The sequence below is a fragment of the Georgenia wangjunii genome (assembly GCF_036421975.1).
Classification (GTDB): Bacteria; Actinomycetota; Actinomycetes; order Actinomycetales; family Actinomycetaceae; genus Georgenia_A; species Georgenia_A wangjunii.
Genome location: NZ_JAZGON010000001.1, coordinates 323482 through 342413 on the forward strand (window position 1 = coordinate 323482; position 18932 = coordinate 342413).

General features: G+C 74.6%; 14 protein-coding genes. 5 read left to right on the forward strand and 9 right to left on the reverse strand.

Annotated features, from left to right (window positions below; all coding sequences use genetic code 11):
• Positions 1-36: 36 nt before the first annotated feature.
• The 4 genes from V2J63_RS01440 to V2J63_RS01455 form a co-directional block, all read right to left on the reverse strand.
• Positions 37-1584, reverse strand: coding sequence for an RNB domain-containing ribonuclease (locus V2J63_RS01440; RefSeq protein WP_331229191.1), 1548 nt, complete (start codon positions 1582-1584; stop codon positions 37-39).
• 9 nt (positions 1585-1593) lie between these two features.
• On the reverse strand, positions 1594-2049 hold the full coding sequence (locus tag V2J63_RS01445; RefSeq protein ID WP_331229192.1) for a hypothetical protein: 456 nt from the start codon (positions 2047-2049) through the stop codon (positions 1594-1596).
• A 9-nt stretch (positions 2050-2058) separates the two neighbouring features.
• Positions 2059-2454 (reverse strand): sterol carrier family protein, encoded by a 396-nt coding sequence (locus V2J63_RS01450; RefSeq protein ID WP_331229193.1) that lies wholly within the window; start codon positions 2452-2454, stop codon positions 2059-2061.
• A gap of 104 nt (positions 2455-2558) precedes the next feature.
• Entirely contained in the window at positions 2559-4757 is a 2199-nt protein-coding gene (locus V2J63_RS01455; protein ID WP_331229194.1) for a 5'-nucleotidase C-terminal domain-containing protein, read from the reverse strand.
• A 188-nt stretch (positions 4758-4945) separates the two neighbouring features.
• Here V2J63_RS01455 and V2J63_RS01460 point away from each other — a divergent pair, with 188 nt between their 5' ends.
• Positions 4946-6391, forward strand: coding sequence for an MFS transporter (locus V2J63_RS01460; RefSeq protein WP_331229195.1), 1446 nt, complete (start codon positions 4946-4948; stop codon positions 6389-6391).
• Positions 6392-6518: 127 nt separating this feature from the next.
• Here V2J63_RS01460 and V2J63_RS01465 read toward each other — a convergent pair whose 3' ends face one another.
• The 3 genes from V2J63_RS01465 to purL all read right to left on the reverse strand — a co-directional run bounded on the left by V2J63_RS01465 (position 6519) and on the right by purL (position 10967).
• Positions 6519-7226 (reverse strand): copper homeostasis protein CutC, encoded by a 708-nt coding sequence (locus V2J63_RS01465; protein WP_331229196.1) that lies wholly within the window; start codon positions 7224-7226, stop codon positions 6519-6521.
• A complete protein-coding gene (gene gdhA, locus V2J63_RS01470; RefSeq protein ID WP_331229197.1) occupies positions 7226-8563 on the reverse strand; it encodes an NADP-specific glutamate dehydrogenase in 1338 nt (445 codons plus the stop codon). Before gdhA ends, V2J63_RS01465 begins: the two co-directional genes overlap by 1 nt.
• A 79-nt stretch (positions 8564-8642) precedes the next feature.
• Positions 8643-10967, reverse strand: coding sequence for a phosphoribosylformylglycinamidine synthase subunit PurL (gene purL, locus V2J63_RS01475; RefSeq protein ID WP_331229198.1), 2325 nt, complete (start codon positions 10965-10967; stop codon positions 8643-8645).
• 169 nt (positions 10968-11136) lie between these two features.
• Between purL and V2J63_RS01480 the strand changes: the two genes are divergently transcribed.
• On the forward strand, positions 11137-12183 hold the full coding sequence (locus tag V2J63_RS01480; RefSeq protein WP_331229199.1) for a DUF2804 domain-containing protein: 1047 nt from the start codon (positions 11137-11139) through the stop codon (positions 12181-12183).
• Here the strand turns inward: V2J63_RS01480 and V2J63_RS01485 are convergent.
• Together V2J63_RS01485 and V2J63_RS01490 are read right to left on the reverse strand one after the other, a co-directional pair.
• Positions 12170-14386 carry an acyl-CoA dehydrogenase family protein gene (locus V2J63_RS01485; protein ID WP_331229200.1) on the reverse strand — a complete coding sequence of 739 codons (2217 nt, stop codon included), beginning with the start codon at positions 14384-14386 and terminating at the stop codon, positions 12170-12172. The two genes, V2J63_RS01480 and V2J63_RS01485, sit on opposite strands and share 14 nt — an antisense overlap.
• A 2-nt stretch (positions 14387-14388) precedes the next feature.
• Positions 14389-15174 carry a TetR/AcrR family transcriptional regulator gene (locus V2J63_RS01490; protein WP_331229201.1) on the reverse strand — a complete coding sequence of 262 codons (786 nt, stop codon included), beginning with the start codon at positions 15172-15174 and terminating at the stop codon, positions 14389-14391.
• 92 nt (positions 15175-15266) lie between these two features.
• Between V2J63_RS01490 and V2J63_RS01495 the strand changes: the two genes are divergently transcribed.
• From V2J63_RS01495 to V2J63_RS01505, 3 genes are read left to right on the forward strand one after another with little or no spacing between them, the layout of a single operon-like run.
• Positions 15267-16577 carry an acetyl-CoA C-acetyltransferase gene (locus V2J63_RS01495; RefSeq protein WP_331229202.1) on the forward strand — a complete coding sequence of 437 codons (1311 nt, stop codon included), beginning with the start codon at positions 15267-15269 and terminating at the stop codon, positions 16575-16577.
• Positions 16574-17938 (forward strand): 3-oxoacyl-ACP reductase, encoded by a 1365-nt coding sequence (locus V2J63_RS01500; RefSeq protein WP_331229203.1) that lies wholly within the window; start codon positions 16574-16576, stop codon positions 17936-17938. The genes V2J63_RS01495 and V2J63_RS01500 overlap by 4 nt, the downstream gene beginning before the upstream one ends.
• Positions 17938-18873 (forward strand): MaoC/PaaZ C-terminal domain-containing protein, encoded by a 936-nt coding sequence (locus V2J63_RS01505; protein ID WP_331229204.1) that lies wholly within the window; start codon positions 17938-17940, stop codon positions 18871-18873. Before V2J63_RS01500 ends, V2J63_RS01505 begins: the two co-directional genes overlap by 1 nt.
• Positions 18874-18932: the final 59 nt, after the last annotated feature.

Below are 18932 nucleotides of genomic sequence, written 5' to 3' on the forward strand. Positions count from 1 at the left end.
GCCTCGGGTCTCAGGGCCGGACGCTCCGGTGTGCGCTCAGGCCCGCACGAGCTCGAAGTCGATGCGCCGCCGGACGACGTCGACCTCGACGAGGCGCACCCGGACCCTCTCCCCCAGGGGCAGGTCACGCCCGCGCACGCGTCCCTCGACGGGAGGTGCCGTCAGCATGACGGTCCCCCGCCCGAGGCCGTCCGCGCTGCCGTTGCCGTTCCCGTCGGCACCGCCGCTGCGGCCCGGTGCGCCGTCGGACGCCGCGCCGCCGTCCGCCCGGCCGTGGTCCTCGACCTCGATGACGACGGCCTCGAACATCTCGCCGACCGACCCCTCGAGCACGAGCGCCTCGACGGTGTCGACGGCCCCGTTCTCGAAGCGGCTCGCCCGCTGCGTCGTGCGCGCCATCGTGCGGGGAAGGCCGGGCAGCGCCTCGAGGACCCACTCGGGCACGGCCGTCCCCGCGCACGCCGCGAGGCACACCTCGAGGCCGTAGCGGTCGACGAGGCGGCGCAGCGGGGCGGTGACGTGGGCGTACTCGGCGGCGATGGCCGCGTGCCGGGTGCCGGACTGCTGCTCGTCCTCGATGCCGGCGCCGAAGGCGTGGTAGTCCGCACCGCGGAAGAGCGACGTCGCCTCGTTGAGGAACGCGGCGTGCGCCGGGACGGCGGCGTCGAGCGCGCGGATGAGCTCCCCGTAGGACCGGCCGCCGGGCCAGTCGATCCCGAGGGCCTCGGCAGTACGGCGCAGGCGGGCCACGTCCCGCGGGTCGGCGTCGGGCAGGGTCCGCAGGACGCCCGTGCCGTACTCACGCATGATCGCCGCTGCGGCGATGCCGGTGAGGAGGGAGATCTGGGCGTTCCAGCCCTCTACCGGCAGGGTGGCGCGCAGCTCGAGCTCGTAGCCGCCGTTCGCGGGGATGACCGACTGCTCGGGGATGTCGAGGGACATCCCGCCGCGCTCGCTCTCCTTCCGCTGCCGGGCGGTGCCGACCTCGCGGAGCAGGTCCGGCAGCTCTGCCGGCACGGCCGGATCGGCGCCCCCGTCGAGGACCGCCTGGACCTGCGCGTACGTGAGCTGGGCGCGGCTGCGGACGAGCGCCCGGCTCACCGAGGCGTCGCGGATCGCACCGTCGGCGTCGAGCACGATGCGCCACAGGCAGGCGGGGCGGACCTCGTCCGGGAGCAGGCTCGCGGCACCGGCGCTGAGGACCTCGGGATGGAGCGGGACCGACCCGGTGGGGCCGTACACGGTCACGCCACGTTCGTGGACGCTCCGGTCCAGGGCGCCGCCGGGGACGACGAAGGAGGCGACGTCGGCGATCGCGTAGTGGACGACGAACCCGCCGTCGTCGGCGCGGGCGAGGTGGACGGCCTGGTCGAGGTCCCGCGAGCCGGGCGGGTCGATGGTGACGACGGCGAGGTCCGTCCGGTCCGCGTGCGCCGGGGGTGGGCCGGCGGCCGCGTGCTCCGCCTCGGCGAGGGCGGCCGACGAGAAGGTGAGCGGGATCTCCAGCTCCGCGAGCAGCTCGTCCAGCGCCTGCCGGACGCGGTCGGGCGGGGCGGCAGCGAGTCTGACGTGTCGGGGGGCCACGGCCCGAGACTACGGGCGGAGCGCGTCCCGGGCAGGACGACGGCGCACCGAGCGCCGCTCGGCGAGGACGGCCGCGAGGGCACCGAGGAGCGCACCGAGGCTGCCGAGGGCGATGAAGAGGAGGAGGAAGAGGGTTCCGGTACCGAGGTCCGAGCCCCCGCCGGGGAGCAGCGCGAGGACGAGCGAGGCGAGGGCCCCGAGCAGGACGCCGACGAAGGCGAACCGCCCGTAGCGCGGCGCGCGGCGCAGCGTGGCCGGGTCGATGAGGGTGCGGTCCTCCGCCGGCGCGGCGGCGGGAGCGGGCGCGGTGGCCGCGTCACCCTCGGCCGGCGCAGCCGTGTGAGCAGGGGCCGCGGCGCTCGTCGGCTGGTCGCCGGACGTGGGGACGGGCCCGGCCGTCGTCTCGGGTGCGTCCGTGGGCGTCGTGGCGCCGACGTCGGGGCGCGCGTCGTCGTGGGTGCTCACCGACCGAACCTACCTCGTGACCAGCGGCAGGACGCCGGTGAGGTCGGCACGGGCGCCGGAGGCGGTCACCCGCCCGTTCCCCATCGCGGCGGCCCAGCTGAGCCGTCCGGTCGCGAGCGCGAGCCAGGTCTGCGGGTCCGTCTCGACGACGTTGGGCGGCGTCCCCCGCGTGTGCCGTGGCCCCACGATCGCCTGCACGGCGCCGTGCGGCGGGACCCGCACCTCGACCGAGCGGCCCGGGGAGCTGGCGGCCAGCTCCTCGAGGGTGAAGCGCACCGCGGTGCGCACGACGGCCACGGGGACGTCGGCGCCGGTGGGCCCGGCCGCACTCTCGGCGGCCTCGGCCGCGAGCCATGTCCGCACCGCCGCCATGCCCTCGAGGGGGTCCACCCGTCTGCGCGCCATGCACCCACGGTAACCAGCCGCCCCGGATGCCACTGCGCTGAGGACCTGTCAGGCCAGACCTGCGGGATCCTCAGCACAGCTGGACGGCTCCGCGACCCGCTCCCCTACTCCGCGAGGGCGTCCCAGCGCCGGACCGCCGCGACGAGGAGGGCACCGATGAGCGCCATGACGAGGGCGGCGAGGAGCGGGGCGTGGGTGGCGGCACCCGTCGAGGGCAGCGCACCGCCGTCATCCGGCGTCGTCGCCACCGGGGCGGGCACCGTCGTCGTCGGCTCGGGCGTCGGGGAGGGCACGGCCGTCTCCTGCGGCCCGACGAGCACGTCGACCCACACGTAGTAGCCGTTGACGTCGTCGTAGGCCTTGAGCTGCATGGGCTCGGGCTCGATGAGGCCCGCGAGCTCCGGGACCGTCACGCGGACCTGCGCGCGGCCCCCCTCGTCGGTCCCGTCCACCGGCGACGCGTCCACGGCGGCGGTCCCGACCTCGACGTCGCCGAGCACGAGCCGTAGCTCGGCGGGCTTCGGCTCGGACGTGCTGAAGGCGAGCGAGGAGAGGTCGACGGCGACCTCGTCCCCCGGCGCGTAGACGGCGTTCGGGTCGGAGACCCAGCTGACCCCGATGGCGCGCTGGACGTGGTCGGGGGCGACGGGCGTGCCGGCCTCGGCGGCCTCGGCGAGGTAGTCGACGAACGCCTGGAGGTCGACCCGGCCCGAGTCGGCGACGCCCGTCCCCTCCGCGAAGGTCGAGAAGTTGTCACCGCCGGAGGCGAGGAACGAGTTCGTCGTCACGGTGTACGTCGCCTCCGGGTCGAGGACCTCCCCGTCCAGGTAGGCGTGGGTGATGCGCTCGCCGCGCCCGGCCTGGGGGTCGTACAGGTACGTGAGACCGGAGGAGACGCCCAGCTTGAGGAAGGGGCGGCTCGCACCCTCGGGCTGCCACTGCTCCTCGAGGATGCTCATGACCTGCGCGCCGGTGAGCTCCATCGTCACGAGCGTGTTGGCGAACGGCTGGACGGTCGCCGCCTCCTCGTACGTCACCGCGCCGTCGACGTTCGTCTCGCTCCCGGCCTCCCCCGCGAAGGCGAGGTCGGCGCGGATGCCGCCAGGGTTCATGATCGCGAGGTCGGCGCCGAGGTCGGCCGTCGCCCACAGCTGGACGTCGGCGATGAGGTTGCCGAGGGTCGACTCCCCGCCCCGGTTCTCGCTGCCGTCGCCCTGCCGGGCCCGGTTGAGGTCCCCGGAGATCTCCCCGAGGACGACGGCGCCGAGCACCTCGGCCTCCGCCTCGGCGGCCGCGACGATGTCCGCCACCTCGCCCTCGTCGAGCGGGACGTCGCCGGTGAGGTCGACGAGCTCGGTCGTGACGCCGGTGACGGCGTCCGCGTCGGGGTCGTACGTGAGGGAGATCCTGCCGAGCAGCTCCCCGAAGGAGCCGGCCTGGACGACGGCGAGGTCACCGCCGTCGCGCTCGAGGACGTGGGCGTACGCGGTGTGGGTGTGCCCGGAGAAGATGACGTCGATGTCCGCCGAGGCCTGCGTGACGAGCTCGCCGAAGGGGCTGTCGTCGGTGGCGTCCGCGAGCTCGCCCCCGCTCGCGCCGTCGTGCGCGAGGACGACGACGACGTCCGCCTCGCCGTTGCCGTCGTCGCCGTCGGAGAGCTGGGCGGCGACAGCGTTCGCGCTCTCGCTCATGCCGGCGAAGTCGAGGCCCTCGATGCCGGCCGGGGTGACGAGCGAGGGGACGGTCGGCGTGACGACGCCGACGAGGCCGACGCTCACCCCGCTCGGCGTCTCGACGACGACGTAGTCCTCGTAGTCGCTCGCGCCGGAGACGTTGGCGGCGAGGTAGGGGAAGAGGTCGGGGTCGCCCGCGATGCGCGCGTTGAGCGCGTCCTGGCCCTGGTCGAGCTCGTGGTTGCCGACGGCGGAGGCATCGAGGCCCATCGCCTTGAGCACGTCGAGGGTCGGCTGGTCGTTCGCGACCATCGACGTGAACGTCGAGGCACCGATGTTGTCGCCGGCGGAGACGAAGACCGTGTCCTCGTTCTCCGCCCGGGCCGCGGCGACCGCCCCCGCGAGCGCGACGGCGCCGGCCTGCGTGACGACCCCGTCGTCGTCGAGGGTGCGCGAGATGCGGCCGTGGAAGTCGTTGATGCCGAGGACGTCGACGGTGACGGTGCCGTCGTCGCCGACGACCGCGGCAGCGGGCAGGGCGCCGAGGCCGGCGGTAAGGAGACCGGCGGCGCCGAGCGCCGCTACCGGCCGGCGCAGCGCCCCGCGGGGGCGGAGGTGGGCATCGGGCATGGGACTTCCTCAGGACGGGCGAGCACGACAGCGTGACCTTGCTCACCATATCGGCGCCCGGTACCCGCGGTCGAGGGCCGGGCGGTGCCACGGCCCCTGCGGGCACCGCCGGCTGTCGTGAGGGGCACCACCTCCGGGTCGGGCGGGCACGCGTCGCCGGTCGGGGGCGCACCTGCTAGGACTGTGCGGTGACATCCCCCTCCCGCGGCGCGGACGCGCGCGACGACCGGTGGCCGGCGTTCGCGGTCTGCCTCGGTGCCGGGTTCATGGCCCTGCTCGACGTCTCCATCGTCAACGTCGCGCTGCCCTCGATCGAGTCCTCGCTCGCGGCGAGCCCGAGCGACCTGCAGTGGATCGTCGCCGGTTACACCCTCGCGTTCGGCCTCGTCCTCGTCCCGGCGGGCAGGCTCGGCGACGCGATCGGACGGCGACGGATGTTCCTCATCGGCCTCGCCGGCTTCGTCCTCGCCTCTGCGGCGTGCGGGCTCGTGACGTCCGCGTCCGCGCTCGCCGTCGTGCGGCTCGTCCAGGGCGTCGCGGCCGGCATCCTCAACCCCCAGGTGGTCGGGCTCATCCAGCAGCTCTTCCAGGGTCCCGAGCGCGGGCGGGCGTTCGGGATGTTCGGTGCCGTCGTCGGGATCTCCACCGCCACGGGACCCCTGATCGGCGGGGTGCTGCTCGCCGCCTTCGGCGAGGAGCAGGGCTGGCGCGCGGTGTTCCTCGTCAACGTCCCGATCGGCCTCGTCCTCCTCCCGCTGGCGTGGAAGCTGCTGCCCCGGACCGCCCGCGTCCCCGGCCCGCTGCGCCTCGACGTCATCGGCCTCGCCACCCTCGGCGTGGGGACGATCTGCCTCATGCTGCCGTTCGTCGTCGCGTCGGAGGGCGGCGGGCTGTCGTCCGCCCCCTGGTGGCTCGTGGGCGTGGCCGTCGTCGTCCTCGCGACGTTCGTGTGGTGGGAGCGGCGCTTCGAACGGCGTGGCGGGCGCCCGGTCGTCACGGCCGCGCTCGCACGCACCCGCTCCTTCACGTTCGGCGCCGGCATCGGTGGCGCCTACTTCGCCGGGTTCACGAGCATCTTCCTCATCGTGACCCTCTACCTCCAGAACGGGCTCGGCCTCTCACCGCTCCAGGCCGGCCTCGTCCAGACGCCGTTCGCGCTCGGCGGCGCCGTCGGAGCCATCGCCGGCGGGCGGCTCGTCACGCGGTACGGACGTTGGCTAGTCGTCGCCGGCATCGTCACGGTCATCGTGGGCCTCGTCGCCACGGACGTCGCCGCGACGGTCGTCGACCCGGAGCTCCTGCCGTGGGTCGTGGCCGCGTGCCTGTCCGTCGCCGGCGTGGGCAACGGCTTCGTCATCTCCCCGAACCAGACGCTCGCGCTCGCGGACGTGCCGGTCGCCCAGGGCGGCACCGCCGGGGCGACCATCCAGACGGTCCAGCGGATCGGCACCTCGATCGGCGTCGCCGTGACGACCGCCGTCTTCTTCACGACGCTCGCGGCGACCGGGCCGAGCGTGGAGGGGTACGGCGAGGCGCTCGCCGTCGGGCTGCGCGTGACGATCGGGCTCGTCACCCTCGCGCTCCTCGTCGCACTCGTCGACGCGCTGCGTCGCCAACGGGTCACGCCGCGGTGAGACCGCACCCTCCTGGGTGAGACCGCACCGTCCAGCAGGCCCCGGGACCCACAAGGGTGCGGTCTCACGGCAGGGCCTCGGCGGCGGCGTGCGCGCACCTCAGCGGTGCGCCAGCGAGCAGGAGGCGTCAGCCGGCCGCCGCGACCGCCGCCGCCACGAGCGCCGGGTCCGTGATGTCGTAGGCGGCCGGGCCCCCGCCGGGACCGGCCGCGCCGGCGGCGTCCGTGCTCGCGCGCGCCGAGAGGTGGACCGCGTCGACGCCGAGGGCGGCGAGCGCAGGGACGTCCTCGGGGCGCACGCCACCACCGGCCATGACCTGGACCCGCCCGGCGGCCCGTTCGACCAGGGCGGCGAGGGGCGCGGCACCGTCGATCGCGCGCCCGGCGCCCCCCGAGGTGAGCACCCGGGCGATACCGAGCCCGGCGACCTCGTCGAGGGCGGCGGCGGGGTCGGGGAGGACGTCGAGGCAGCGGTGCAGTGTGACCTCGCGCCCCTCGGCGGCACGGACGAGGGCCTTGAGGGCGTGCCGGTCGAGCCGCCCGTCCGCCGTGAGCGCGCCGACGACGACGCCGCGCACCCCGACGTCCACGAGCGCCTCGATGTCCCGGACCATGACCGAGACCTCCGTGGCGGTGAACGCGAAGCCCCCGGCACGGGGGCGGACGAGCGCGTGCACGTCGATGCCCGCGCCGACGACCGCCTCGGCGAGGCCGATGCTCGGCGTGAGGCCGCCGAGGCCGAGCGCGCTGCACAGCTCGACGCGCGCCGCCCCGCCGTCGCGCGCCACCCGGGCGCCGTCGACGTCCTGGACAGCGATCTCGACGGCGATGGCCATCAGATGACGCCGAGGGCCAGCATGGCGTCGGCGACCTTGATGAAACCGGCGACGTTCGCGCCGAGGACGTAGTCCCCGGGGCGGCCGTACTCGTCCGCGGTGGCGGCGCAGCGGTCGTGCACGCCCGTCATGATGTCCGCGAGGCGCGACTCCGTGTAGGCGAAGTCCCACGAGTCGCGGCTGGCGTTCTGCTGCATCTCGAGCGCGGAGGTCGCCACACCGCCGGCGTTCGCGGCCTTGCCGGGGCCGAAGAGCACCCCGTTCTCCTGGAACAGGCGCACGGCCTCGGGCGTCGTCGGCATGTTCGCGCCCTCGGCGACGGCGCGCACGCCGTTGCTCAGGAGCGAGCGCGCGTCGTCGGCCGTCAGCTCGTTCTGCGTCGCGCACGGCAGTGCGACGGTCGCCGGCACGTCCCAGATGGAGCCGTCGGTGACGAGGCTGGCCTTGGCGCGCCGGTCGACGTAGTCCTTGGCGCGACCGCGCTCGTTGAGCTTGACCTCCTTGAGGAGGTCGAGGTCGACGCCCGCCTCGTCGACGACGTAGCCCGAGGAGTCGGAGAAGGCCACGACCTTGGCCCCGAGCTGCTGCGCCTTCTCGATGGCGTAGATCGCGACGTTCCCGGACCCGGAGACGACGACGCGCTGGCCGTCGAGCTGCTCCCCTCGGGTGCGCAGCATCTGCTCGGTGAAGAGCACGGCGCCGTACCCGGTGGCCTCGGTGCGGACGAGCGAGCCACCCCACGAGACGCCCTTGCCCGTGAGCACGCCGGACTCGTACCGGTTGGTGATCCGCTTGTACTGACCGAAGAGGTAGCCGATCTCGCGCCCACCCACGCCGATGTCACCCGCCGGGACGTCGGTGTACTCGCCGAGGTGACGGTAGAGCTCGGTCATGAACGCCTGGCAGAAGCGCATGACCTCGCCGCTGCTGCGCCCGCGGGGGTCGAAGTCCGAGCCGCCCTTGCCACCACCGATCGGCATCCCGGAGAGCGAGTTCTTGAAGATCTGCTCGAAGCCGAGGAACTTGACGATGCCGAGGTAGACGGACGGGTGGAAGCGCAGGCCGCCCTTGTACGGGCCGAGCGCGGAGTTGAACTCGACCCGGAACCCGCGGTTGATCTGCACCTGGCCGGCGTCGTCCACCCAAGGGACGCGGAAGATGATCTGGCGCTCCGGCTCGCAGATCCGCTCGAGCACCGCGGCGTCGACGTAGTCGGGGTTCTTGCGCAGGACCGGTCCGAGCGACTCGAAGACCTCCTGGACGGCCTGGTGGAACTCGGCCTCGCCGGGGTTGCGTCGCAGGACCTCGGAGTAGGCCTGCTCGAGCTGGGTCTCCACGATGTGGGGCTCCTTCAGTGATAGGACGACAGGGATGGGGGCGTGCGGACGGACCTCGGCGTCCGGGCCACGCCCGCAGTCAGCCGAAGTGGCGGGGCAGGGTCGCTGCCGACGTCTCGGCGAGCTCGGTGAGGGTGAGGGTGAAGGTGCCGGCGACGTCGAGCGCCGGGACCCCGTCGACCGGCTCGGGGCCGGCGTCGTTGGTCACGCCGATCCGCAGGTAGGGGAACTGCCGCGCGGTGCAGAGGTCGACGAGGCGGACCTCCTCGCTGCGCGGCACGGCGACGAGCGCACGCGCGCCCGACTCGGCGAACAGCGCCGTCGCGAGGTCGACGCCGTCGCGCTCGCACAGCGCGCCGAGGTCGACGTCCGCGCCCGTGCCGAAGCGCAGGCACGCGTCGATGAGGGAGATCGCGAGCCCACCGGTGGACAGGTCGTGCGCGGCCTCGACGAGGTCGTCGCGCGAGGCGTTGACGAGGATCTCCGCGAGGCGCCGCTCGGCGTCGAGATCGACGGCCGGCGGCATCCCGCCGAGGTGGCCGTGGACGACGTCGGCCCACGCGGAGCCCGAGAGCTCGGTGCGCGTCGTGCCGAGGAGGTAGATGGCGAGCCCGGGCCGGGTCCAGCCGGACGGCGTCGCCCGGGCCACGTCGTCGAGCACGCCGAGGACGCCGACGACGGGCGTGGGGTTGATCGAGGAGTCGATCTGGCCCGGCTCGCCCGTGCCGTTGTAAAGGGAGACGTTGCCGCCCGTGACGGGCACGCCGAGCTCGGCGCAGGCGTCGGCGAGACCGGTGATGGCCTGGACGAGCTGCCACATGGCGTCCGGGTCCTCCGGCGAGCCGAAGTTGAGGCAGTCCGTCACGGCGAGGGGGCGCGCGCCGACGCAGCCGACGTTGCGGTAGGCCTCGGCGAGCGCCTGCCGCGCCCCGGTGTACGGGTCGAGCTTGGTGAAGCGGCCGTTCGCGTCGGTGCTGAGGGCGACACCGAGGCCGCTGGACTCGTCGACTCGGATGACGCCGGCGTCGTCGGGCTGCGCCAGCGCGGTGTTGCCCTGGACGTAGCGGTCGTACTGGTCCGTCACCCACGACTTGCTCGCGAGGTTGGGCGAGGCGACGAGCGTGAGGACCTGCTCGCGCAGCGCCTCGCCGCCTGCCGGGCGCGGGAGGTGCTCGGCCCCGTTGGCCGGGTCGTTGAGCGCGTCCTGCCACGCGGGGCGGGCGTAGGGGCGCTCGTAGACAGGCCCCTCGTGGGCGACGGTGCGCGGGTCGACGTCGACGATGCGCTCGCCGTGGTGGTCGATGATGAGCCGGCCGGTGCCGGTGACCTCGCCGATGACGGACGTCTCGACGTCCCACCTGCCGGTGATGGCGAGGAACTCCTCGAGCTTGTCCGGCGCGACGACCGCCATCATCCGCTCCTGCGACTCGGACATGAGGATCTCACCGGCGTTGAGCTCCTCGCGCAGGAGCACCTTGTCGAGCTCGACGTACATGCCGCCGTCGCCGTTGGAGGCGAGCTCGGAGGTGGCGCACGAGATGCCGGCGGCGCCGAGGTCCTGGATACCCTCGACCACCCGGGCCGCGTAGAGCTCGAGGCAGCACTCGATGAGGACCTTCTCCATGAAGGGGTCGCCCACCTGGACGCTGGGACGCTTCGTGGGCACCCCGCCGTCGAAGGTCTCGCTCGCGAGGATCGACGCGCCGCCGATGCCGTCGCCGCCCGTTCGTGCGCCGAAGAGGACCACCTTGTTGCCGACGCCGGAGGCGTTGGCGAGGTGGATGTCGTCGTGGCGCAGGACGCCGACGCACAGCGCGTTGACGAGCGGGTTGCCCTGGTAGGACGGGTCGAAGTCGAGCTCGCCGCCGATGTTCGGCAGGCCGAGGCAGTTGCCGTAGCCGGCGACCCCGGCGACGACGCCGTGGACCACCCGCGCCGTGTCCGGGTGGTCGACCGCGCCGAAGCGGAGCTGGTCCATGACGGCGACCGGCCGCGCGCCCATGGAGATGATGTCCCGCACGATCCCGCCGACGCCCGTCGCGGCGCCCTGGTAGGGCTCGACGAAGCTCGGGTGGTTGTGGGACTCGACCTTGAACGTCACCGCCCACCCGTCGCCGATGTCGACGACGCCGGCGTTCTCCCCGATCCCGACGAGGAGGTGCTCGCGCATGGCGGGCGTCGTCTTCTCGCCGAACTGGCTCAGGTGCACCTTGGAGGACTTGTACGAGCAGTGCTCGGACCACATGACCGAGTACATGGCGAGCTCGGCGGCGGTGGGCCGGCGGCCGAGGATCTCGACGATGCGGGCGTACTCGTCGTCCTTGAGCCCGAGCGAGGCGTACGGGAGCTCCACATCGGGGGTCGCCGCCGCCCGCGCGACCGTGTCGAGGTGGGCGTCGGTCATGGCTGCTCCTGGCGTACGTGGTGGGGCGCGTGCGGGTGCCAGGCTACCGGCGCGCATGCCGGGCGTGCGTCCGGGGTCCAGCAGCGCCCCCCGTCCGCGGCCGTGGCTCGCCCAGGGCCGCGCCGCGGTTCGCCTGTAGCCACCCGCCGGCCGGTGGCAGAGTTGGGCCATGGACGAGGGCCGCCGCGCCCCGCAGCGCGAGATCACCGAGCGCGTCGACCTCTGTCTGCCGTCCGGAGAGCTCAACCCGGCGGCCGTGGGCTGGACCCGCGCCGCGCTCCACCGCGCCAACCTGCGCCGCGGCAACGCGCGCGGCCTGCCCGCGACGTGGTCGCGGACGAAGACGTGGGAGCACTGCGTCCTCATGAACGACCGGCACGTCGTCACGGTCATCGCCTCCGCGCTCAACTTCGCCGGTGTCCACGAGGTGTGGGTGCTCGACCGCCGCACGGGCGAGGAGGTCTCCGCCTCCGTGACGGTGCCGCTCGCCCGGGACACCCACATGCCGGCCGTCGTCGGGACGGGGCCGGTGCGCGCGCACGGGACCGGCCTGACGATCGCCGTCGACCCGGCGCCGACGCTCGCGAGCCCCGACGCGCTGTGGCTGCGCGCCCGCACCGACCGCATCCACCTCGACGTCCTCGTGGCGCCCCCGGCCGGGACAGAGAGCCTCGGCGTCGTCGTCCCGTGGAGCGAGCGGCTCTTCCAGTACTCCCTCACGACGGCGGCCCTCCCCGTCTCCGGCGCGCTCACCGTCGACGGCGTCCGGCACGAGCTCGGGGAGGGGACGTGGGCCGTCCTCGACCACGGCCGGGGTCGGTGGCCCTACTCGGTCCTGTGGAACCGCGGGGCCGGCTCCGGTCTCGTCGACGGCGTCCGCACCGGGCTGCAGCTCGGCGGCAGGTGGACCGATGGCACCGGCGCCAGCGAGAGCGCGCTCTCCCTCGACGGACGCCTCCACCGCATCGCGGAGGACCTCTCCTGGGCGTACGACGCCACCGACGTCGGCGCTCCGTGGTTCGTCACCGGCGAGCGCGCCGACGTCCGGCTCACCCCGTTCCGCACCCGGACCGCCGCGGTGAGCCTCGGGATGCTCTCGGCCAGGACGGACCGCGCCTTCGGCACGTGGACCGGCTGGCTCCGCGACGACGGCGGCACGAAGCGTCGCGTCGACGGGCTCGTCGGCTGGGCCGAGCTGGTCGTCAACCGGTGGTGACCGGCCGGACGTGCTTCTCGGGGACGGGCTCGCCACCGCTCGCCCGGCGCCGGCGCACGTGGTCGCGGGCCTCCTGCTGGCGCTGCTCCTCCGCCCCGCCGCCGATCGGCGCGCGGACGTGGTCCGGGCTGTAGCCGAAGGCGTCGACGAGGTCGAGCGCGTGCGGGCGCAGCCGCACGAGCAGCCGGTTGACGTAGCTTGTCACGGCGCGGGCGCGCTGGGCCGTGATCCGGCCGTTGACGAGGTACCAGGCGAGGTTGCGCTCGATCGTCGTCAGGCCGTAGAGGTCACGGACGGTGGTGAGGACCTCCCGCGTGCGGGCGTCCCGGACCCGGGCCAGCGCGGCGGTGAGGGCCTCCCACTGGAGCAGCTCGGCGTGGGCGCGGGCCGCCCCGATGAGCTCGTGCTGGTGGGCGTTGAAGACTGCGGCCGCCGTGGCGGGCGGCGCGTCCTTGACGCCGCGTAGCGCGCCGGCGATCTCCTCGATCATCGTCTCGACGCGGTCCTCGAGGAGCTCGCGCTGGGTGTCGGCCGAGCGCAGGTGCCCGGCGGAGCGCGCCATCGAGCCGGAGTCCCGCACGGACTGCGCGGCGCGGCGCAGCGGCGTGCGGTGCAGCGTCATGTCCGCCGCGCGTGCCGCGACGAACCGGGCGGCGCCGGCCACGTCGATCTTCGCCATCCCCTTGCCGTAGTCGGTGAGGAGGCGCTTGCCCACGAGCTGGAGCAGGACGTTGTTGTCCCCCTCGAACGTGGCGTAGACGTCGAAGTCCGCGCGCAGCCCGACGAGGCGGTTCTCGGCCATGTACCCGGCACCGCCGCACGCCTCGCGGGCCTGCTGCAGCGCGTCGAGCGCGAGCCACGTCGTCATCGGCTTCATCGCGGCGGCGAGGGTCTCGAGGTCCTGGCGCGAGGCGTCGTCGTCGTGGGCGCCGGAGAAGATGTCGTGGAACCGCTGGAGGAGCTCGTCCTGGGCGAAGGCCGCGGCGTACGTGCGCGCGAGGAGCGGCAGGAGCCGGCGCTGGTGCTGCTGGTAGTCGAGGAGCACCACCTCCTCGTCCCCGCCCGTCGCCGAGAACTGCCGCCGCTGCGAGCCGTACCGCACGGCGACGGTGAGCGCGACCTTGCTCGCGCCGACCGCGGCGCCGCCGAGCGAGACGCGGCCCTGGACGAGGGTGCCGAGCATGGTGAAGAACCGGCGACCGGGGCTGGCGATGGGCGAGCTGTACGTCCCGTCCGGGGCGACGTCGCCGTAGCGGTTGAGGAGGTTCGTGCGCGGGACGCGGACGTCGGTGAACCACAGCCGGCCGTTGTCGATGCCGTTGAGGCCACCCTTGACGCCGTCGTCGGAGCCGTGGATGCCCGGGAGGAAGGTCAGCGTGCCGTCGGGTCCCTCCTCGCGCAGCGGGACGTAGAAGGCGTGGACCCCGTGGTTGACGCCGCCCGTGACGAGCTGGGCGAAGACGACGGCGGCGACGCCGTGCACCGCGGCGTTGCCGATGTACTCCTTGCGCGCGGCCGTGAACGGGGTGCTGAGGACGAACTCCTCCGTCGCGGGGTCGTACGTGGCGGTCGTGCCGATCGATGCGACGTCCGAGCCGTGCCCCGTCTCGGTCATCGCGAAGCAGCCGGGCACGCCGAGGCGCATGATGCCGGGCAGGAGCCGCTCGTGGTGGTCGGCGGTGCCGAGGTGCTGGACAGCGGAGCCGAAGAGTCCCCACTGCACGCCGGCCTTGATCTGGAGCGAGGGGTCGCCGAGGAAGAGCTCCTCGAAGCCAGCGAGGTTGCCGCCCGGGTCGCTGCGCCCTCCCTGGGCCTCCGGGAAGCCGCGCAGGACGTCGCCGCGCTCGACGAGGAGGTGGAGCTGGTCGAAGACGCGTGCGCGCTGCTCGTCGACGCCGAGGCCCGGGACGTGGTGGAAGTCCGGGTCGAGCGCGAGGTCGCGCGCGGCGCGGCGCTGCTCCCACCACCGGCCGTCGAGGAGGCGGCCGAGCTCGTCGACGTCGATGCGCTCCGCGTCGGGCACCGTCGTGCGGGTCGAGCCCGGGCTCGGCGGCGTGCCCGCACTCTCCGGGCTCGCCGTCGCCGCACCGGGCGTCGCGACGCGGGCGGCGCCCGCGCCGTCACCAGGCGCCGCGGCGTCGGTGGGGCTGGGCGGGGTGGGCGTCGCTCCCGTGGGGACGGGTCGGGTGGGGACAGCGGTCATGATCACTCCGGTCGCTTCGTCGCGGTCAACAGGTCGTCGGGGGCGGTGCCGGGTGCGGCACCGTGGGCGGCTGCGCGGCGGGCGACGCCGGCGGCCCCGTCCCACAGCCACTCGGTGATGTGCGCGGCAAGGACGTCGCGGTCCATGGCGCCGATGGTGCGGTCCACGGGGTGGCCCACCTCGGGGCCGGCGGGGCCGGCGGGACGGTCGCGGTGCGCGAACCAGCGCTCGGCGGTGCCGCGCACGAGCCCCACCATGCCCGAGGCCCACAGGAGCGCGAGGGCGCGGCTCTCGGCGTCCCGGTCCGCGGCGCTCTCGCCGCCGTTCGCCCGCAGCCGCAGGACGGGCAGGAGGGACTCGGCGACGAGGGCGTCGATGTCGGCGACGAAGCCGCGCAGCGCGCCCGCCTCGCTCTCCGCCTCCGGGCGCGTGATGAAGTCGTAGACGTGGAAGGACGAGCCGACCATCTCGAGGTAGACGGAGACCATCGCGCCGAGCCGCACCCGCGGGCTGCGCGCGGAGCGTCCCGCCTCCTCGAGCGCCTCGCGCAGGCCGTCGAGGACGGCCTCGCCGACGGCGGCCTGGAGCCCGGCCTTGTCGGTGAAGTAGCGGTAGAGGATCGACTTCGACGTCCCGATCTCGGCGGCGAGCTCGTCCATCGACAGGTCGGGCCCACGGTGGTGGACCGCGCGGCGCGCGGCGCGGACGAGCTCGGCCCGGCGGGACGTGCGGTGGGAGTCCCATCGCGTGGCCCGGCCGTCCGCAGACGCATCGCTTGTGGTCGACATCACGAAACCGAGAGTATCAAGTACCGTGGGTACCGCAAGCATCCGTGGGACCTCCGTCCCGCGCCGCACCGACCGACCCGGAGGACAACGACGTGACCCCGACAGCTCCATCCCCCCGACGGGCCGCCGTCGTCGGGGCCAACCGCATCCCGTTCGCCAAGGCGGGTGGCGCGTACGCCGCGGCGTCGAACAAGGACATGCTCACCGCGGCGCTCGAGGGCCTCGTCGCCCGCTTCGGCCTCGCGGGCGAGCGGCTCGACGAGGTCGCCGCCGGCGCCGTCCTCAAGCACCCCAAGGACTTCAACCTCACCCGTGAGGTGGTCCTCGGTTCCTCGCTCGACCCGCACACCCCCGCCTACGACGTCCAGCGCGCGTGCGCCACCGGCCTCGAGGCGATCGTCGGCGTCGCGAACAAGATCGCGCTCGGCCAGGCCGAGGTGGGCGTCGGTGGCGGTGTCGACTCCACCTCGGACGCCCCCATCGTCGTCTCCGACCGGCTCCGCGGCGCCCTCCTGCGCGCCTCGCGTGCCCGCTCCCTGCCCGAGCGCCTCAAGGCGTTCTCCGCGGTCCGTCCCGCGGACCTCGCGCCCGTCGCGCCGGACGTGGCGGAGCCCCGGACCGGGCTGAGCATGGGTGAGCACCAGGCCATCACGGCGGCCCGGTGGGGCATCAGCCGCGAGGCGCAGGACGAGCTCGCGCTCGCCTCGCACCAGCGCCTCGCCGCCGCGTACGAGCGCGGCTTCTTCGACGACCTCCTCACGCCGTACCGCCGGCTCACCCGCGACCAGTCGCTGCGCGCCGACACCTCGCTGGAGAAGCTCGGCGGCCTCAAGCCCGTCTTCGGCAAGAGCGGCGAGACGCCCACGATGACGGCGGGCAACTCCACGCCCCTGTCCGACGGCGCGTCGACGGTCCTGCTCGCCAGCCCCGACTGGGCCGCCGAGCGGGGCCTGCCGGTGCTCGCGCACGTCGTCGACGCCCAGAGCGCGGCGGTCGACTTCGTCCGCGGCCAGGAGGGGCTCCTCATGGGCGGCTGCTACGCCGTTCCCCGGCTCCTGGCCCGCCACGGCCTCGGCCTGGGCGACTTCGAGCTCGTCGAGGTCCACGAGGCGTTCGCCTCCACCGTCCTCGCCACCCTCGCCGCCTGGGCGGACCCCGACTTCTGCCGGGAGCGCCTCGGCCGGTCCGAGCCCCTCGGGGATGTGGACCGCGAGCGCCTCAACGTCACCGGCTCCTCCCTCGCGGCAGGTCACCCCTTCGCAGCGACCGGCGGCCGGATCGTCGGCACGATGGCCAAGCTCCTCGCCGAGCGCAAGGCCGAGACCGGGGCGCCCGCGCGCGGGCTCATCACCGTCTGCGCGGCCGGCGGCCAGGCCACCGCGATGATCCTGGAGGCAGCGTGACCGACACCTACCTCGACCTCGTGCGCGGTGGCGCACCCCGGTCGATCGCCAAGAAGCTCGGCCTGCCGCAGCCCGTGGGGCTGCGCCGCACGGACGCGTCCGCGCCGGACGAGCCGCTCGTCGTGGGTCCCGTCCTCGTCCTGGGCGACGCCGCCTCCCGGGCCGCGGCCGACGACGTGGCCCACGGCCTCCTCGAGTGGGACCTCGACGTCCGCCGCGACCCCCACCTCCCGGACCACCAGCGGTGGGGGGCGGTCCTCCTCGTCCTCACGGAGATCGAGGCGCCCGGGCAGCTCGGCGACCCCGCTCTCGGGCTCGGCGAGGTGCTGCGCCGCCTCGCACCCTCGGGCCGGGTCGTCACGCTCTCCCGGGCACCGCAGGCCGATGACGCCCCCACGCTGGCGGCCGTGCGCCGTGGCATCGACGGTTTCCTCCGGTCGGTGGCGAAGGAGCTGCGCGCCGGCGCCACGGGGAACGGGCTCGTCCTCGGCGACGGGGTGCCGGTGACGGCGCCCTCGGTGCGCGGGGGCCTACGCTTCCTGCTCTCGGCCCGCTCGGCCTTCGTCAGCGGCCAGCTCCTCCGGGTCGACTCCGCGGCGGGGCACGAGCCGGCCGACTGGGTGCGCCCGCTCACGGGCCAGGTCGCGGTCGTCACCGGCGCCGCCCGCGGCATCGGTGCGGCGATCGCCCGCGTCCTCGCCCGTGACGGCGCCCGCGTCGTCGGCATCGACGTCCCGGCGGCTGGTGACGCGCTGAGCGAGGTGATGAACGAGGTGCGGGGCAGCGCCCTCCAGCTCGACATCACCGCCTCCGACGCCGCCGAGCGGATCCTCGCGCACACCCGCCAGCGGTACGGCTCGATCGACGTCGTCGTCCACAACGCCGGCATCCTGCGGGACAAGCTCCTCGCCAACATGACGACGGACCGCTGGAACGACCTCCTCGCGGTCAACCTCCTCGCCCCCCTGCGGATGAACGACACGTTCACCCGGCCCGGGACGCTCGGCCCGGCGCCACGGATCCTCGCGCTGGCGTCGACGTCGGGCATCGCGGGCAACCGCGGGCAGACGAACTACGCGGCGGCCAAGGCCGGGATCATCGGCATGGTCCAGGCGCTCGCCCCGCGCATGACCGAGCTCGGCGGGACGGCGAACGCCGTCGCACCTGGTTTCATCGAGACGGACATGACCGCACGCATCCCGACGGTCGCGCGGCAGATCGCGCGCCGGGCGAACTCCCTCCAGCAGGGCGGGCAACCGGTCGACGTGGCGGAGACCATCGCGTTCCTCGCCTCGCCGCAGGCGGGGGGCATCAACGGGCAGACGCTGCGCGTGTGCGGCCAGAACATCGTGGGCCAGTGATGGGCCCCGACCACCCGGCGGCCCGCGAGGAGCGCCTCGACGAGATGCCGTCGCTCGCGCGCCTGTACTCGAAGGCGCTCGGCCGGTCCGCCTCGCTCGTGCTCGCCTCCCGGCGCCCGGCCGGCGGCGCCGTGCCGGACGTTGCGTACGTCGTCGAGGGCGTCCGGGCGGACCCGGCCGGCCTCGCCGCCTACGAGGAGCTGCTCGGTGAGCCGGGAACCGACGTGCTCCCGCCCGGGTACGTCCACGTCCTCGCGTTCCCCCTCGCCATGGCGCTCATGGTGCGCCCGGACTTCCCGCTGCCCGTCCTCGGGCTCGTCCACGTCGAGAACCGCGTGGTCCAGCGGCGCGCGCTCCACCTCGAGGACGTCCTCACCGTCCGCGCCTGGGCGGAGCCGCTGCGCCCCCACCGGCGCGGGACGCAGGTGGACCTCGTCGTCGACGTGAGCGTCGGCACCGAGCGCGTCTGGCAGGGCACGTCGACCTACCTCGCCAAGCACCCCTCGCGTGATCAGGCAGGAGCGCCGCCCGCCCCCGACACCACCTCCGCCGCACCCCTCTCGCGTGATCATGCAGAAGTGCCGCGAGCGCAGGCCGGGCCGACGGCGGTGTGGCGGCTGGGCTCGGACACCGGCAAGCGCTACGCCAGCGTCTCGGGCGACCGGAACCCCATCCACGTCTCGCGCCTCGGAGCGAGGGCGTTCGGCTTCCCGCGGCCGATCGCCCACGGCATGTACACCGCGGCGCGCGCGCTCGCGACCATCGGGCGTGCTCGCGGCGAGGCCTTCACGTGGGAGGTGAGCTTCGCCAAGCCGGTGCTCCTGCCCTCACGCGTCGCCCTCGACGTCACCGAGACCGGCGGCGGCCACGCGTTCACCGCCACCCGGCACGGGCGCGACACGGTCCACCTCACCGGGAGCGTGCGGCCGCTCTGAACGGTCCGCCCGGGCTTGGTCGAGCGGACGGGAGGCCGGCGGGCCCCGTCCGCCCGACC